This is a genomic window from Laspinema olomoucense D3b, from assembly GCF_025370785.1.
GTDB lineage: Bacteria > Cyanobacteriota > Cyanobacteriia > Cyanobacteriales > Laspinemataceae > Laspinema > Laspinema olomoucense.
In genome coordinates, this window is sequence record NZ_JAMXFA010000026.1 from 49334 (window position 1) to 66987 (window position 17654).

General features: G+C 48.0%; 16 protein-coding genes. 5 read left to right on the forward strand and 11 right to left on the reverse strand.

The features are described from left to right. Window positions 1-43 precede the first annotated feature (43 nt). Window positions 44-943: an alpha/beta fold hydrolase gene (locus NG792_RS18540; protein ID WP_261201444.1), complete on the reverse strand. Its 900-nt coding sequence runs from the start codon at window positions 941-943 to the stop codon at window positions 44-46. A gap of 207 nt (window positions 944-1150) precedes the next feature. Between NG792_RS18540 and NG792_RS18545 the strand changes: the two genes are divergently transcribed. Together NG792_RS18545 and NG792_RS18550 are read left to right on the forward strand one after the other, a co-directional pair. Then, on the forward strand, window positions 1151-1819 hold the full coding sequence (locus tag NG792_RS18545; RefSeq protein WP_261201443.1) for a ParA family protein: 669 nt from the start codon (window positions 1151-1153) through the stop codon (window positions 1817-1819). Then, window positions 1819-2520: a hypothetical protein gene (locus NG792_RS18550; RefSeq protein WP_261236369.1), complete on the forward strand. Its 702-nt coding sequence runs from the start codon at window positions 1819-1821 to the stop codon at window positions 2518-2520. The genes NG792_RS18545 and NG792_RS18550 overlap by 1 nt, the downstream gene beginning before the upstream one ends. Before the next feature lie 48 nt (window positions 2521-2568). Here NG792_RS18550 and NG792_RS18555 read toward each other — a convergent pair whose 3' ends face one another. After that, window positions 2569-4275 carry a methyl-accepting chemotaxis protein gene (locus NG792_RS18555; RefSeq protein WP_261236370.1) on the reverse strand — a complete coding sequence of 569 codons (1707 nt, stop codon included), beginning with the start codon at window positions 4273-4275 and terminating at the stop codon, window positions 2569-2571. 517 nt (window positions 4276-4792) lie between these two features. Then, entirely contained in the window at window positions 4793-5935 is a 1143-nt protein-coding gene (locus tag NG792_RS18560; protein WP_261201440.1) for a leucine-rich repeat domain-containing protein, read from the reverse strand. Window positions 5936-6753: 818 nt separating this feature from the next. On the opposite strand from NG792_RS18560, the gene NG792_RS18565 reads away from it, so the two are divergent. Further along, window positions 6754-7104 carry an FHA domain-containing protein gene (locus NG792_RS18565; protein ID WP_261201439.1) on the forward strand — a complete coding sequence of 117 codons (351 nt, stop codon included), beginning with the start codon at window positions 6754-6756 and terminating at the stop codon, window positions 7102-7104. Between the two features lie 29 nt (window positions 7105-7133). Here NG792_RS18565 and NG792_RS18570 read toward each other — a convergent pair whose 3' ends face one another. The 6 genes from NG792_RS18570 to petC all read right to left on the reverse strand — a co-directional run bounded on the left by NG792_RS18570 (window position 7134) and on the right by petC (window position 12353). Further along, window positions 7134-8240, reverse strand: coding sequence for an NAD(P)/FAD-dependent oxidoreductase (locus tag NG792_RS18570; protein ID WP_261236371.1), 1107 nt, complete (start codon window positions 8238-8240; stop codon window positions 7134-7136). Window positions 8241-8365: 125 nt separating this feature from the next. After that, complete coding sequence (psbQ, locus tag NG792_RS18575) at window positions 8366-8809, reverse strand: photosystem II protein PsbQ (protein WP_261201437.1); 444 nt, start codon at window positions 8807-8809, stop codon at window positions 8366-8368. Between the two features lie 122 nt (window positions 8810-8931). After that, window positions 8932-9780, reverse strand: coding sequence for an alpha/beta fold hydrolase (locus tag NG792_RS18580; protein WP_261236372.1), 849 nt, complete (start codon window positions 9778-9780; stop codon window positions 8932-8934). Between the two features lie 141 nt (window positions 9781-9921). Beyond that, window positions 9922-10374 carry a nitrate reductase associated protein gene (locus tag NG792_RS18585; protein ID WP_261236373.1) on the reverse strand — a complete coding sequence of 151 codons (453 nt, stop codon included), beginning with the start codon at window positions 10372-10374 and terminating at the stop codon, window positions 9922-9924. Between the two features lie 363 nt (window positions 10375-10737). Continuing rightward, window positions 10738-11727, reverse strand: a complete 990-nt coding sequence (petA, locus tag NG792_RS18590; protein WP_261201434.1) for a cytochrome f — start codon at window positions 11725-11727, stop codon at window positions 10738-10740. A gap of 86 nt (window positions 11728-11813) precedes the next feature. Next, the gene (gene petC / locus NG792_RS18595; protein ID WP_261201433.1) at window positions 11814-12353 is read right to left on the reverse strand and encodes a cytochrome b6-f complex iron-sulfur subunit; all 540 of its coding nucleotides are present in this window, start codon (window positions 12351-12353) and stop codon (window positions 11814-11816) included. A gap of 261 nt (window positions 12354-12614) precedes the next feature. On the opposite strand from petC, the gene NG792_RS18600 reads away from it, so the two are divergent. Beyond that, complete coding sequence (locus NG792_RS18600; RefSeq protein WP_261201432.1) at window positions 12615-12932, forward strand: DUF3067 family protein; 318 nt, start codon at window positions 12615-12617, stop codon at window positions 12930-12932. 248 nt (window positions 12933-13180) lie between these two features. Here the strand turns inward: NG792_RS18600 and NG792_RS18605 are convergent, their stop codons facing one another. Continuing rightward, window positions 13181-14368, reverse strand: a complete 1188-nt coding sequence (locus NG792_RS18605; RefSeq protein WP_261201431.1) for a PAS domain-containing sensor histidine kinase — start codon at window positions 14366-14368, stop codon at window positions 13181-13183. 790 nt (window positions 14369-15158) lie between these two features. Continuing rightward, window positions 15159-15965, reverse strand: a complete 807-nt coding sequence (gene tatC, locus NG792_RS18610; protein ID WP_261201430.1) for a twin-arginine translocase subunit TatC — start codon at window positions 15963-15965, stop codon at window positions 15159-15161. 851 nt (window positions 15966-16816) lie between these two features. On the opposite strand from tatC, the gene NG792_RS18615 reads away from it, so the two are divergent. Beyond that, window positions 16817-17602, forward strand: a complete 786-nt coding sequence (locus NG792_RS18615; protein WP_261201429.1) for a COP23 domain-containing protein — start codon at window positions 16817-16819, stop codon at window positions 17600-17602. Window positions 17603-17654 lie beyond the last annotated feature (52 nt).

The window sequence follows — 17654 nt, forward strand, 5'->3', positions numbered from 1 at the left end:
GATTTAATCACAACTTTTTGGGTCAATTTCGAGGCAATTCTCCCTATTCAACTGCTCTTTCTACCCATTCCACGATCGCTTGATTGACCAATTCCGGACTTTCATCATAAACCACATGACCGGCATCGGGAATTGTTACCAATTGGATGTTAGAATTTAAGTTAGCCAATTGCATAGCACTCCTAAAGGGTACAATCCGGTCTGCTTCTCCCCATAGTAATAAAATGGGTAGAGTTAATTCAGGCAATAAATCTTTGAGAATGGGGCTATATTCCGGATCGCTGCGGGTGAGGGAGAGTCGATAAAAGACTTGCAATGCTCTTTGATCCCGTGCAGGTTTGGCAAAGAGTTCGACTAATTCATCGTCCACTAAGCCAGGATTTTGATAGATTTTTTGCAAAACAAATCGTAATAAACCCGGTTGCCGGACGATTTTAAATAGAGGCCATAATAACAGAGGTGAGGAGAAAAATTGCTCGATCGCCCTCGCCCAAGCGGGGGGTTGTCTCGGTTGCGGATCCGGTAGGGTAAGCATGACTAATCCTTGGGCCATTTGGGGATAGTTGGCAACGGTCGTTAAGGCAATTAATGCACCCAGAGAATGGCCGATGACGACAGCGGGTTTCGCAATGAAACTCCGCCAAAAATCATAGACTAATTCGGCCCATAAACTGACGCGATAATTGGCAGAAGCTTTTTCGGAAGCACCAAAACCTAAAAAGTCTAGGGCGTAAATTGTATGATATTCGCTAATAGGTCTTAAATTGAACCGCCATTGTCCCAAGGAAGAACCAAATCCATGTAGGAAAATTAAGGGGATGGCATTGGCTTGAGCTTGAGGCGATCGGATATAGGTGTAACGGATTTGATATCCGCGCCAAATCCAATCCCGTTGAGCGCCGAGGGGGGGTGTGTTGGGGGGTCTGTTGGGTTGCGATCGCATGGTTAGGGTCTGAGTAGGGGGGATGGGGGAGAATTGGGGATGGGGGAGAATTGGGGGATGGGGGAGAATTGGGGGATGGGGGAGAATTGGGGGATGGGAGTATTATTCTATGGTTTGCCAATCTGTTACAAACTGTCATGAATTTGGGGCGCGTCAAGGGGTATAGTAAAAGCGATCGCCTCTTTGCGCTTTTGAGGAATCGTCGTTTTGCCAAAACCGTCATCTGCAACCCCCGACCTTCCCAGCACCCAAATCCTTGCAATTATTAATGGCAAGGGGGGTGTGGGGAAAACCACGACTTCAGTCAATCTCGCTGCTACGTTTGCCGAGCACCAGCGCATCCTCCTCGTGGATGCCGACCCTCAAGCTTCGGCAACGTGGTGGGTTCAGCGTAGCAAAAAAGGCTTTGCTTTTGATCTGGCGCAGGAGACGGATCCGAGTCTCTTGAGTCAATTACGCCAAGTTCAAGGTTACGATTTAATTGTGGTGGATACTCCTCCGGCATTGCGATCGCAGGCGTTAGCGGCGGTGGCGAATGCAGCGGATTATGTGCTGTTGCCGACTCCCCCGGCGCCGATGGATTTAGCGGCGTTGATTGAAACCGTGCGCGAGGCGATCGTCCCCGTGGCGGTGGCGCATCGGGTGGTCCTGACTCGGGTGGATTCCCGGTCCTTGGGGGAGGCGCTGGAGGCTCAAAACACGCTTATGGAAGAAGGAATCCCCACCTGCCATGCGTTCGTTCGGACCTTTAAAGCTCATGAACGGGCGGCCCTCGATGGAGTGGCGATCGCCCAATGGCGTGGCAAAAATGCAAAAGAAGCTCAGGCGGATTATCGTCGGGTAGCTGATGAATTACAGCGTGATTGGAGAAACTGATGCCTAGAAAAAAAATTTCTGATTTAATTAGAAACGAAGCGCAAAAAACGGGCGATTCTGAATTAGAATTCGCGGAAAATACTCAAGGTGAACCGATTGAGGGTGCTGGAGAAAATCCGGGTTCGGAGTTACAAGCAACGGTGACTGAGTTACAGACGGCGTTACAAGAAGCTCGCGCAAAAGATGGCGCTCTTGATCGCACCCTCGCCCAGGTTCAATCAGAATTAGAGCAACATCGGAGTTTGATCCAAAATTTAGAGGGTCAGCTTAATCAAGCCGAGCAGCGCAATGAAGAATTTGGTCGTCTCAATGCCAATTTACAGCAGCAATTGGAGGACCAAAAAACTCACGTCCAACAATTAGAAGCGGAATTAGGCGCTGCGAAAAAACTCGCCGATCAGGAAAAAACAGCTCAAACGAAGTTAACGGCTGAGTTGGAAAAACAAAAACAAGTCAATCAAAAACTCACGGAAGAGCTTCAGCAACTCTCTAAAGTTCGGTCGGAGTTAGAGGAGACAAAAAAATCGGCAATTCAACTGGCGGCAGCGAATGAAAAAGCCCTCCAAGAGTTGACGCAACTTCAACAAAAACAGCCTTCGTCAAACCCGAAAAATTTACCGATGAGAATATCTCGTCCGACAACGGCAGATCAAAATACTTTCCCCCCATTTTCCACAACAGACCTCACCTGGATGGATTAATCCCAAGGAACACTCGCCCCTTGGGTGACCACCGAGGGATAATATCCCTCAACCTGAAGTTTTAATCATATCCATTGCCGCCACCAGTTGTTGAATGGCAACCGCTTGTTCGTGGGTGGCGAGAGAAATTTCCTGAGCACTGGCGCTCACTCCTTCGATCGCATTCAGCACTCCGGTTAAGGAAACGGCAGTTTCTTGAACAATTTCAAAATTCACCTGCACTGTTTTTGTTCCTTCTTGAGTCGCCTTGGACGTTGCCCTAACTGACTTTTGGATATCCTCCAATAAGATATTAATTTTATCGGTGCTTTGGCGAGAGCGATCGGCGAGTTTGCGAATTTCTGTAGCAATCACGGAAAAACCCTTTCCGCGATCTCCGGCGCGGACTGCCTCCACTGCGGCATTGAGGGCTAACATATTGGTTTGATCTGCCAAACTCCCCACTAGGGAGGCGATCGTCCCAATCTGCCGCGCACCTTCGTGGAGATGGTCAATTTGGAGTGCGATCGCTTCTACATTGTCTTTGAGGGTCGTCATTCCCGCTAGGGTACGCTCAACCGATCGCCCTCCTCCCGTGGCGATCGTTTGCGCTTCTTGAACCCCAAAATTCGCCGTCGCACAGGCATCGGCAACTTGTCGCGAAGATGCCTTTAATTCATTCATTTGCTGTAATGCTTCCTCCACTGCCTCCCGTTGACGCTGTTCGGTTTGCAATGCAGCAGTTTTTGCCTGTAATAAAGCCGATTTTTCCTGGATTTGTTGTTCCAACTCATCGGTTTGCACGATCGCTTTATTCGTCAGCGGACGGAGCAATATCACCATCCCCCCCGTTCCCAACAGGGTCAGAATGGCAATGGCAATCCCTGTATCGAAAATCTGTTTTTGCACAGGTTGATAGAGTTCCTGGCGCTCCATTTTGACCGCTAATCCCCAATTAGCGATAGCGATCGGATTAAAAGCAATCACTTCTGGACCATTGCTCCCAGAGTCAGATTGCATGAATCCCGATTCCCCCAAAACCGACCGTTCTATGGCATTTTTCACCCCCCCAGAGATGCCATTTTCGTTATTTCTTGGCTCAAAAAAAAGTTCGACTCTTCCATCGGTAACCCTTCCTAAAATAATCTCCCCCGTTTCTCCCAACCCTGAATTATTTTGAACGATTCTTTCTAATCGCGGGACTTTAAACAACACCAAATCTCTACCCAGCACTTGAGCAGTCTCGTTATTGATCAGCGTCCCCACGATTAAATAAGAAAGTCCGGCAATATCCACGGGACCAATAAACACCGTTTGGTTGCCGGACAATGGCATGACTTGCCAAAATTCCTCGGGAATTGCTAATCCGATCTGAGTAACGGTTTGTCCATTCGCATCGAAGCGCATGATTCCTTCAATCTCCTCTGATTGATTGAGGGCATCGGTTAAAATATCCCTGGAAACCTGCACTAATTCATTCCGTTTAACTTGCCCTTGATTATATGCCGCTAACTGATTCCGCGCTCGGGTGCGACTGGCAATTTGTCCGCCAATATCCTGAGCTCTTAAGAGGAATTCTTCGATCGCCAGGGTGCGAGTTTGGGCCGCAAATTCCAGATTGCGTTCCTCTGCTTCTTTGAGTCGTTCCGAAAGGGGCATAATACTGGCGATCGCCACACTCGCACCAATCGCTATTGCTCCCAAGGCGGAATAAATGAGCAATCTACTCTGTAACTGCAAAGCAGAGTTTTGCTTTCTTTGATCAGTCTTCACCATTCCAACCCCTTGCTACGTTCTGTGGCAAGTAGAGCGCCATAAATCAAATTAATCCCCCTGAACCGTAGAAAAAACTGTCATTCGCCCATAGGCGGAAATACCGACATTTTTTGGGACGATTACACTTAGGTTAAATTATGCCGCCCTACTTATCTGTGTTTTTCTCCTTTATTTTATCGATAATTTAGTTTTTTTCGCCGCCAAATTAAGCGCTTAATCGGCTCAGTTTCTCTAGGACGATCCCCTTGAGGCGCAATCAGTGTTATCCCCGAAACCGACAAATTACTGGAAAATTTCGCCGGTTCGGCGAGGGCAATCCCCAGACTTCTTTTCTAAATTGCTTTCGGGATTCAATAAATTAGACCCGATTGACTGAACTAATCCGTAAAATCACTTATCCCCCTCAAATATTCGGGTGTATTAAAACATGAGATGGGTTCCCTCTAATTTTATTGGCGTGAGGATTTGGTGTTTTAATAAAAAATTTCTCCCCGCTTAATTGGCGTTAATTCCTGCTCTAAAACCGGCAAGCTGAATCGGGAATAATCGGGCAGACTTTCTGGCGGATCGGATTTCTTCTCACTTCTATTTGAGTTAAGTTGGGTAGAGGCTGTAATGGGCTCAAGTCGGAAATATCATTGCTGCTTAAGTTAACTTCAATTAACTCCTTCAGAGCAGATAAAGGTGTAATATCTGAGATTTGATTGACACTGAGGAACAGGGTGTTTAAGTTGGTTAAAGTCTCCAAAGGTTTGATATCGGAAATTTGATTCCCACTTAGAAATAAAATTTTTAAATTCGTGAGAGAACTGAGGGGGCTGAGATTAGAGACAGCGTTACTACTCAGAAACAGTTCCGATAGTTGGGTCAGGGAGGTTAGGGCAGTTGCATCGGCAATTTGATTAAAGTCTAAAGACAGTCTCGTTAATTGTTGTAATGACCGTAAAGAAGTGATGTCGGAAATTTGATTTCGTCCCAGAAATAGGGTGTCCAGTTGGGTTAAAGACTGTAAGGGGGCCAGGTCTGTAATCCGATTGTCATACAAATCCAGGGTTGACAACTGGGTTAAGGAGGAAAGGGGACGAAGATCAGAAATTTGATTGTCACTTAGATAGAGATAAGTGAGTTGTGTCAGGGAGGCCAGGGGGCTAATATCGGAGATTTGATTGCGACTGAGATAAAGTAATGTGAGTTGTCTGAGGGAGGCGATGGGTCTGAGATCAGAGATTTGGCGATTACTAAAGGGGAGGACTTGTCGTCGGGAAAGAATGGAGGAGGCGCGATCGCACTCAGGGGTTCCCGCTTCTGCTAATAACGCATCTACAGTTTTTTGAGTTTCGGGCGTCAGGGTGTCTCGATTCTCACACCACTGGGCAAATGTTGTATAATTTTCTAGACGGTTGGATTGGGCAATGGCGGGGAGTCCCCCGGCCATCACCCCAGTCAGGGAAAGACCCAAGACAAGGGCGATCGCACCGGGAACGGTCCTTCGGTGCCCCCATTTCGTCGGGTCTTCTCCGGTTTGATGCTTCGCGGCAGAATATGACGCCAACAGGTTCGGGCGGGGCCTTTTCGGGTCCCCACCGGCGATCGCTAATCTGGACGCCGATCGCGTGAATCTCATCCCAATAGATCCGATCGATAAACTGAGTTTGAACATCTTTCTCTCCCAATGTATTAGATAAGCATTTATCGCTCAGGACTTCCGCATTCCCTCGATAGAGAGGTCTTTTTCATCATAGATACTACTCATCTTCTCGGGTTACATCCCCCTCCAGAAAGTCAGTCCTCTCTATTTAGATGAAAAAGTGAACTTTCCAGTTGCCGATCGCCCCTGCGGTTTTCCCCCGATTTAGCAGCGGCACTCACCTCCTTGCTCCATCGTTTACTATCCACCTCGTCGTCCATCCGTAACCCCCTGACCGGGTATTCCTGCTCAGGGAAATAAAGTCAAGGTATCTGGGGTGTGCCATCTGGGCGATCGCCCCCATTGTCTCGGGAAGCACTACATTTAAGTGACCTTTCTTGGTTTTCCCCCGGTTAAAAAATGATTAAGATTTATAACTGTAAAAATGGGTCATCCAATTGAGGGGTAAGATACCTCACGCTACCACTTAGTTCTTCATGAACAAAACTACCCTTTCAATGAAGTTTTTAAAAGGGTAAATCCGGTTAGACGCAGACAGTCATCCGTGATTCTACGCAGACCCCCTTAGAGAACCCAAAATCGTACAGGTCAAAGAATTTTTTATTTTTTAGATAGAATTTAATCCAGTCTGCCCGAATTTATTTAAAAGATTACGGAAATTTACTGAAGCGCAAAAATCATCTTCCAATTACGATAAAAAAGGCTGATATTTCACGGATTAAATTCAAGGAAAAGGTGACAAAAATTTCCCTTTTGTAAGGAACATTTGCAACCGAGATGAGTCCTAAAATTTTAAGAGTGATATTTTTATGAATAATCCGGAGTAGATAGTGATTACTCTGCAATTGGTGCATCCTACACAAACTTCCCCCTCCCAAAGCTGGGACTTTCAGGACCAAGACGTGATTCGGATTGGAAGAGCGCCGGATAATCACGTCGTGCTCTATAGTGCAGTGGTCTCCCGCCACCATGTCGAACTACATCGGATTGGGTGCAACTGGAAAATCGTCAACTTAGGGACTAATGGTACTTATGTTAACGATAGCCCCATTATCCAATCCCCACTGATTGATGGGATGATCCTGCGCCTAGCCCGTTCTGGTCCCCAAATCCAAATCCAAAAAAAAGCCAGAGAATTTGAAAACGTCCGAAAGCACCGCCAGGGATTGATGGCGGGATAACTCCCGATCAATCCCGCTGAATTTAAAGGTCAACTCCCGGCGATCGCGCGCCGAATTTCCAAAGCAGTGCCTGGAGCAAGCAACACACCGTTGCGATAATGTCCAGTAGCCAATAACACATTTTTGAATCCCGCTAAGGGACCGATAATGGGCGCGGGTTGCCCTTCCGGACGGGGGCGCAATCCCGACCAAGTTCTCACAATTTCCCCCCGGGCTAAATCGGGACAAAATGCGATCGCCCGTTGCAACACTTGCTGGAGCAATGCGGGATCTCCCTCCATCGGGTCACCTTCCCCGGTAAATTCTACCGTTGCCCCCACCCAATAATCTGTAGCTGAGTAATCACCGCCCTGACTGGGGACAATATGAACATCATCCCCCGTAATTACAGGTTGGCGATCGCCCTTTCCCATCGGATTCGGCAAACGCAGTTGTACCGCTTGTCCCAGAACCGGGCGAATCTCTACGGGCGACTCCAGTTCAGCAGTCAGGGGCGTGGAACCTAATCCTGCCGCCATCACCAGCCAATCTACCTCCAGATTGCCCCCAGTCATTTCTAGGCGATCGCAACGCTTCAAGGACTCTGTTTCAATAGAATTAATCCGTTCAACCCTCTCCCCAAATCTAAACCTCACTCCGTTCCCTTGGGCTGCCCTCACTAAAGTGCGAGTCAAGACAACCGGATCAACTTGTCCATCTTGGGGAGAATGAACCGCCCCCACAATTTCCACCTCTCCCAATTGCGGATAGCGTCGCCTCACTTCCTGGGGTTCTAAAACATCTAATTGCCAGCCTTGAGTGCGACGAGTGGCTGCCCGGTTCTCCCATTGTGCCATATCCTCACCGTCCAAGCAGAGCATGAGAATACCTTGGCGGTTAAAGGAAATCGGCGCAATCGCCTCTAATTCCGGAATCAGGGTTTGATAGCGGCGAATACTCTGTTCCCGTAACCGCCACAATCGGCCTTTGACTTTATGGCTGATAATCCCCATCAGCACTCCTAAAGCCGCTTGGGTCGAACCCTGGGCCGGTTCATGACTGTCAATGACTGTAATCTCTAAATTGGGTACTAAGCTTAGTTCATAGGCGATCGCCGCACCCACAATACCGCATCCAATGATCGCAACCCGGCTCATATTTTAACTCTCAACCTCTCCCCTGGTTTCAGAAAGAGGGGATCATAATAATAAGTCAAGATAGGGTGAAAAACAAGAGAATTTCCCATTCTCACCCTATCGTTCACAACTCAACTGCAGTCAACTTATCCCTTGGGAATCAGACTCAAGAAGGCATCAAAATCTTTAATCGCTTGTGCGTAGTTTTGCACGGCCAGAGAATAGTTACCTGCATCCGCTGCCGCATCGATCGTCTCGAAATGGACAAATAAATCTTTAGCAGTTTGACTGGCGGTTTTTTGGGCTTTGCCACTGAGATTACGGGAAATGTATCCCATATCGCGACGTAAGTCACCCAGAGGTCCATGAATAAATGTCCCCACATTCACCCAATCGCGATTGACGATGAACTGTTCGAGTTCAGTCATGCGATCGCGCAGTTTCAGTACATTTCCTTCATACTGCTGGACGATTTGTAACTGAGTAGGCGAGTAGGCAGGGGGTTTGGCCGCTTGCGGCGAACCGCAGCTAACCAAACATACCATCACCAATGCCAAAATAGAAGCGAGAATCGAACGATAACGTCTCATAGCCAGTTTTTTGCCTTTCACTAAAAAATGATCTTCACCAAAATATATCAAGATTGGGTACGGCGATCGAGGGGTGAGGATTCTCGCCCCCCCCGATCGCCCCCCAAAGTCAATATCCCCGGTTAAACTTCCATCCGGCGAAAAAATGGAATCAGTGCCTTTGTGACTTCTTCGGACCAATGTTCTTGGGGGTAATGTCCCGCTTCTGCCAATTTCACCAATTCAGCATTCTTAATAGAACCGGCAAAGCTTTCTCCTTGAGTTAGGGGCAACCAAGGATCCTGCACCCCCCACAAAATTAGAGTGGGTTTGTCCCACTGGGGAAACCCTTCAGCAATTTCTGCCATTGCCTGCTTCAGTTTGAGATTGCGGATTGTCCACATCAGCGATCGCCCTGCGGCAGAACTTTTCAGAAACGGGCGACGGTAGATATCCAAGTCTGCGTCAGAGATGGTATATTTGCTTCCCGCTTCCAGGGTGCGATCGACTAGCAAGGGGTCCTGGGTCATCATTTCCCCCATCAACGGCAACCCCAGTTGCTGCATCTTCCAAGGCAGTTGGGAATCGGGAGTTACAGGGGCATTGAGCACCGCTAAGCGCAGGACTTTATCCGGATGTCTCAGGGCAAATTGTAACCCCACAGACCCTAAAAAGCCTTGGACCACTAGATAGCAGCGATCGATGTCCAGAGTGGTCAGAAAATTATCTAAGGCAGCAACAAACGCATCGGGAGTATAAGCAAATTTGCTTTTTTCCGGTTTCCCCGATAACCCAAACCCAATCCAGTCCGGAGCAACTGAACGGAATCCCTCCTGTGCAAGTCCGGGCATTACTTCCGTCCAGCAAAAGCTTAGGGAGGGCATCCCATGCAGCAACACCACCGGGGGTTTGTCTGTTTCTTTTGCAGGCCGTTGCTCCAGATAATACCATTCCACGCCAGCGACTTCGACTCGCTTTTCTTCTAGTCCCACAATCCTATTTTCTCAACCTGAATGAATGTTATGAGTTTACTCCCCCAAGGACAAGGGAGCAAGGGTTCTGCCAAGTACAGAAAACAACCCGACCCTGGGCTAGATGACCCGGTGATAGGTCTGAGTCCATTTCTATCGCCTTTAAGTCAGGTTCAATTCTTTTAAAGCCGGTAAAAAATTAGCATTTTCATGACTAGACCGACTTAATTTAATTAACGCAAACCGCTCGATCGCTTCTAATTTAGCCCATTGTTCTAAAGTCAACGTAATTCCCAACTGTTGGGCTTTATCTTGCACCCCGTCCGGTATTTCTGCCTCATTCATCCAAGGGGGGTTGTCCTCCACAGTTAAATCTTTGGCCGATTCCCCAGTCCGGTCTAAAACTAACCCTTGCAAAAATCCCCGATACTGGGTAATTTCTTCGGGACTCTGACAAGGGTTTTGGATCAGCGCTTCTCGGTCCTCTTTGTTAAACTGATTCCAGTGATTCAGTTTGAGTTTAATGCCACAAGTATCTAATTTCAAGCGAACTTGCATGGGAATGCAATGGAGAGATTCAACAAAATCGGCTTCAAATTTAAAAAAACGAGTCATAAGCCTTACCTTTTGGATCTTAGAGTAATTTGTTGGGTCTTATAAAATGTATAGCGTGTCTCAATAGAGGTTAGAAACCGGCTTTCTTCATAAAATCACTGCCATTAGCAACAAATCTAGGTTAGAAACCCTATTTCTTGTCCCGGAATTTATCTATCTGAATTGTTTCAGCTTTTCTATGGATTGGGGATGGGTTTAATCTAATACCAATTCCGGTTGTTAAAAGTCGATTTTCTCTTCAGCCCGCGCTTCTCGGGCTTTGTCCGTAGAGCCAGACCATGCATGGGTGCGGGTTTTTATTACGGTTACCTCTAAAAAAAGGGGGCATTTGCCCCCTTTTTTTAAAGTAAGTTGCCACAGAACTTAGAAGTTCATTTCGGCTGCTTGTACTTTTTCGACCTGCTTTTTCTTGAGGACGAGCATAATTTGAGAGAGAGTAACGATCGCAAAGAAAGCCAGCAATCCTTTAATCCGACCAGAACTTTGCAGGACGATTTCTCCATCCACCTGACCAAAACCACCCACATTCGGATTATTAGTCAGCACTTGAGCCGCCGTCACTTCGTCCCCTTGCGAGACGATTAACTCAGGACCGGCGGGAATGCTATCAACCACGGTCGATCCATCGGCAGTTTGAATGGTGACTTCATAACCGCCGCCTTCAACTTTGGCAATTTGGGAAATAGTTCCAGCAGCCGAAGCATTGAAGACTGTATTATTGCTCTTATCCCCAGTTGGATACACCTGTCCGCGTCCCCGGTTACCCCCGACATGAACGGGGTATTTACCATAATGGATCTTTTTATCGGTTTCCGGATTGGGAGATAGGACTGGGAAGACAATTTCTTGATATTGTTCACCGGGTAAGGGGCCAACAATCAACACATTATCCTCACCTTCGCGATAGGGTTGGAAGTAAAGACCCCCGATTTTTTCCTGCATTTCTTCAGGAATGCGATCGGCAGGTGCAATTTTGAACCCTTCGGGCAACATGATCACAGCGCCGACATTCAGCGGTCCGCGATCGCCACCGCCGACCACTTGTTGCACACTCGTGTCATAAGGAATTTTCACCACGGCTTCAAACACCGTATCCGGGAGCACTGCTTGAGGCAATTCCACCTGGGTGGGTTTCTCGGCGAGATGGCAGTTGGCGCAAACGATCCGACCCGTTGCTTCGCGGGGGGTTTCTGGAGCGGTTTGTTGCGCCCAAAAGGGATAGGCGGCTGCTGACTGGGGCACGGCGATGTCAGAAGCTAGGAAAAGGGCGAGAGTTGCCACAGCCAACAGCACGCCTTTGGCTAAAGTGCGTCCACTCTGCCGCAGGATCCGCGACAAGGAAGTATGTTTCATCGGGAAAGAGAAGAGGTAAGCTAAACAGTCAAACAATGAGAAATTGAAATATATTGCATTCAGCGGCTTTTGGTGGGCCAAAGCGCTTATGACCACCAGGGGTTTTCCCCGGTGCGGAAGTCCGTTTCGGTCCAAGGCGTAAAGACGACTTTATCATCGACCTCGGTGGCATGAGCCAAGGCCAGAGACAGAGGCGCAGGGCCGCGAACCACTTTACCCTCACTGTTGTACTGGGAACCGTGGCAGGGACACATAAATTTGTTTTCGCTGGCGTTCCAGGGTACGACGCAGCCGAGGTGAGTGCAAACGGCGTTGATACCGTATTCGGTCAGGGTCTTGTCTTGATCGACCACGAGGTAGGTGGGGTCACCTTTGAGACCTTGTGCCAAAACGCGATCGCCCGCATTGTGGCTCCCTAAAAACTGGCTAACGCTGACGTCATTGCCCAGGGCATCTTTAGCGGTAACGCCACCCCCTGCCGCACCACTGGAGGGCGGGATAAAATACTTGACCACCGGATACAAGGCTCCCAGTGCCGTCCCCGTGACTGCACCGAAAGTCAGTAAGTTCATAAATTGGCGACGCCCCATGCTGGGGACGTCAGGATTTCCAGAAGCTTGAGCCATGACCTATCTTGCTACGTCTGTGTTAAGTTGTATGTCTTAGCCTCTCATCTAAGGGCTAAAATTGGTGAACCCTAGTTTAAACAATTCCTCATATCGAGTCTGTCACTACCGGGTAAAGGCAGGGACAATCCCCAGGGAAATGCTGATCTCCAGCCTTTCTCAACAGATTATTACATTCTTTGACACTTCGATCGCATTTTTGCATTTCGCTGTCAATTTTTGTAACAAACTGTAAAGATTCAGATTTTACGGACTCTCTCTATGACCGGACAGGACTTACACCAGCTCTTGCTTTCTAAGTGGGGCCGCTCTTACGATATCCAAATGCGGCGCACTCAGGGGAAAATTTTCCTGCTGATTATGTGGAAATACCTCGAACAAGCCTCGTTCCCTATGAATGAGTCGGAATATCTGGCTCATTTGGATGTAGTTGCCAGTTATCTCAATGCCTGGGGTGGCATTGAACAGGTGCAGCTTTACCTGGCAACCACCCGCGAACGTCCCCGCTTAGGCAAGGCGGTGAGCATTCCGATTGATTTGGGCGATCGCGCTTCCGAATGGATGCTCGAAAATTTCTAAATTGCCCATTGTCTTGAGCGCTTTCCTCACCTTCACTGAGGCGATCGCTAGACTCATTCCTGACCCTTTAACCAATTGACAACTTGCAATATTCCGAACAAAAGTAGAGAGGGGGAACCTCTAGTCCACAGGGATCAGCGGCTTACCCATGATGAATTTAACCTGATGATTCTATATTGAGTTAAGCAACAAGGGTATAACGTCACATTCAGCGGACAAAAATAACAAGGTTAAAAGAGCAAATCACCTCAAGCGCTGAGCGAATGATAATCATCAATTTGATGGGAAAGCCCCGGTAGTTTTGGGAGGGTTACGGTAAAAGTTGTCCCCTCTCCCACGGTACTTTCTACCCAAATTTTACCCCCGAGTAAATCCACCGATCGCTTAACAATTGCCAATCCCAACCCACTCCCCGCATTAGCGGCCACATTTTTCGCCCGATGAAACAGGGTAAACAAATTCGCCCGATCTTCCTGTGGAATCCCGATTCCCCGGTCCTTGATTCTAAAAATGATTTCCCCTTCATTAAAGGTAAAATCACAATAAATCGAACTCCCCTGGGGAGAATACTTCACCGCATTCACCAGCAAATTCAAAATAATTTGTCGGAGTAAGGTGGGATCAGTCATCAGGGGTTCAGAATTGCCGGTAGTGGTCAAAATCATGCGATGAGTCACATCCGTTAATTTTTCCACATCCTGCCATACATCTTCGCAGAAACTAGCAAAATAAACCGGAACCGATTGAATATGTAATCCGCCGCACTCCGCCTTACCTAACGTCAGGAATCCTTCGATAATATTGCTAGTATGTTTAACGGTTTCATCAATTTTTTGAAAATACTTGAGGCGTTGCTCGGGTGTCATTTTTTGACTGTGGAGTTTGAGCAAATCATTCGCTGCAGCAATCACCGTTAAAGAACCGCGTAATTCATGAGATAGCATCGACACAAAGTTGGGCGTGATGGGAGTTCGTAAATTTTCGGGTTCCGAATCCGCCGGAGAACTTACGCGATCGCTCAGCGGCTCCTCCATGGGTTCAACAATCCCCTGATAGCCAATTATCTGACCTGTGCGATCGCGCATAATCCGAATCGTATCTCGCACCCAGGCAATACTCCCATCTTGACGATAGACCCGAGATTCAAAATTTTCCACCTCTTGCTGAGTGCGTAACACTTGCATTAATTGTTCATACCGTCTCTGTTCCACATACAGTTGATTCCCCATATTTTTGACCCTCACCATCAGTTCAGCCCCCGACTCATAGCCATAGATGCGAGCTAAAGTTCGATTAGCCCTTAAATAGCTGCCCGTCGGAGTGATCTGAAAAATTCCCACCGTAGCATTATCCAAAAAACCGGAATACTTGAGAACCATTGGCTGGAGATTGGAACATTGAACATCGGGCAAGTCGAACGCAAGAATTTTCATCATGATAGGTGAAAGCTTTGGTATAAAACGATACGCAGCTCTATTTTTAGGTGTCGCCAATCAATCGTCGATCACCACCTGAATTAAAACCGAAGGAGATGGTTAGCATCCGTGCTGAGTGGGTTTCCATCCGGATGGGTGTATTATATGGGCCAACGGATATTTAACAACGTATTCAGCATTACAAAGTCGTGAGTTAATCATCAAAAAAATTGATGGGAATCACACTTGTTCCGTCAACTTCCGGAAATCATAAATCGCACCGAGGGGTTTCATGACTAGGTTAACATTATTTGGGTACGGTCATAACTCACAAGCGCCACATTTGGCAAGCACTTGAACCGATTACACAGAGCGTTCACTTTATCCGTGCCATCCGGTTAACAACCAGAATCCTGATAGAGAAAGGGTTAGCAAATTTAAAGTCTCGAATTTAAAATCTCAAATTTAAATTTGCTGCTACGAGAGGAACACCATAGGGTACACTGATCTTGCCTGGGCACTTTATCCAATCCCGCCTAGCAGCCAGAATCCTGCCCTAGAAAGAGTTTAAAAATCTCCACGGTAAACTCTCAACTCTACAATTTTACCCCAGATTGAGCCTAGACGGGGGATATATTATTTGGGTCTGGCACTCGCTCAAGGAGCGCTTGGAGGGGGAGAATCCTGACTTATAAAGGGTCTGTAACCCTAACGGCTAAACTCTAAAATTGTATGACAGATCGCACAAGGGCGATCGCCTCCAGGACCCCTCTGCCCATCGGCGATCGCCCTACGACTGAACCAAAACCGCTTATTTTCCCATTGCCTTCACCAATCCCACTCCCCCAAAATATAGAGTCAGGACTGCACCAGCAAATAAACTTTGGGTCAGCGGATCAGTAGAGGGGGTTAAAATCGCCCCTAAAATTGCAGCACCCACCACCACATAGCGCCAACCCGCCAGCATTTTTGTAGAGGAGACGATTCCCAGCACACCCAGCAGCGCCTGGATCACCGGGATCTGAAACGCTAATCCCGTGCTAAATAATAGCAGCAGCACAAACTCAAAATAGCGATCAATCGACCACATTTGTTCGACTACCCCTGCTCCATAGCTAACGAAGAAATTTAGGGCAGCAGGAATCAAAGCAATATAGGCAAAAACGAGACCGACACCAAACAGCAAAGTTGATCCCAGAACAATCGGACCAATAATCCGACGTTCCCGCAGGGACAGTCCCGGGAGGACAAACTGGATAATTTGGTAGAGCACAAATGGACTGGCAACGACCAATCCGCTATAACCAGCAACCTTGACGGAGACAAAGAAAAATTCTCCCGGTGCCAGTTGTAAAAATTTGGCTCCTTGTGCTGGGACCTCTAATAAGTGAACAATCGGTTTGACAAAAATGAAGCACCCAACCATCCCGGATACTACCCCAATCAGGGAATAGAAGATTCGCATCCGCAGTTCTTCGAGGTGATCGAAGATAGACATCTCCACCTCATCCGGGAAGTGGTTGAGAGGGTCATCCTCAGTGGGTTCAGGGTCACCGGGGTTATAAAGTTGGGGGGGGTCTTGCTGGGTCACGGTCTCCAGGTCTGAACTTGGGGTCATGAGTCAGTTGCGAGAGAGGTTTCGTTTTCTATTTTAGAGGGAAGCGTCCGGTGGTCGGCATCTTTTCCCCACAGAGATCCCCCAACCCGCTCAAATCCCCGCTCGTTAGCAGGGGGCGAATGCCATAGACTTTGTTCCCAATGGATGAGACACTCAGAACCCTCAGAAGGATTGCATCAGCGATCGCCCCAGGGTCAAACAACGGGGTTTGAGAAATCCCGTCCCCGAGTTTTCGATGGAGGGTCTAGTCACAAATCCAGCTCATCTGGAGAGAGGCTGCTAGGTATGATTCGTGAGAATCTACCGCGACCTTGCGGTCTGTAATCCCAACCTCAAAGCCTTAATTTGTATAGAGTATAAGTTGATTTTAAAGACATGGTATATTAAAGAGCCGGATCAGCCCAGGTTTCAAACAATTTAATAGGATTTGTGGGGTTCAGGGTAGGGCGATCGCCCTCGGAAAAACCCCGGCTTCTCACCCTACATTCAGTGCAAAAGAACATCTATTTTTCCCAGAAAATGGGGGTTTTAACCCTATACTGACGGCCTAAGCATTTCGCCGATTAATTTTATCTCACCAGCACAAAATAGAGCGCCCCCTGGAGAATGAATTTCCATCCCCCATTCAGAATCTTTTTACCCCGAGAAGACGTCATAGGAAAAACAGGACCCTTCTTTTATGAATTTGCACTCTTGTGTTTCATCTATATCTATTCGGGAACCGCGTCAGGGGTTGTTGATTAACACCGGGAGCGATCGCCCAAGTGGAATGGGGGGACTTCAAGAATGGCCTTGTCATAATTAAAGAAGGATTAATGATAGACGTATAATAATGATTGGAGATCTTTGCTATGTTTCACCCCAAATATAAATCGCCCGTAGCGAGTCCCCTTGCAGCAATCCGAGGGGTCAGTGCATCCCTGGGATTAACCTTGCTGCTGGGTACAAGTGGTACAGTCTTAGCCCAGGAGTTGCCGACCCCGAATAACGTGCGAGTTCCACCCAATTCGCCAACAGAAACAGGGGATTCCAATCAGGGAGATACCCCCACAGCCAATAATGCCCGGTTTACTTGTCAAGTCGTGGATGGACAGTACACCGTAATGTACTCCCCTCAAAGTCAACCCGGGCAGGTTTATGAGTGGGCCAAACCCAGTACCTTGGGCGGGGGTTGGACCGAAGACCGACGCTGTAACGAAATTGCCCGTCGCTTAGAGTTTTACCGGGAAGACGGGATGCAAGAACTGGCGATCGGGACAGAAAATGGGTATGACACCATCTGCGTGACCACCGAGAAAAATCCGACCTGTCAGATAGTCCTGACCGTCCCCCCGGGAGAGAACCCCCAACTAATTCGCGATCGCGTCTTTGAAAACTTGACCGTTGCCGATAGCGGTCGTGAAACCGAAGCCGTGAATGCCATAGTGGATAACGGCCAAGGGGGCAACCTATTGCAGACCCTAGAAGATGTTTTCGGGATGCCCATTCCCGGCAGCGGCACCCCAACTCAAGTCCAGCCCGGAAATATTGATTTACGGCCTTTCTTAGACCCAATGGATGGGGGGACAGGGGTGCAACTTAGAGAAAACAGCAGCAACGGATCCAGCCATCAGCTCAACCCTGAGAATTTTCGCTAAAACTGGGAGATGGGGAGGATACGGGAGATGGGGAGGATGGGGAGGATACGGG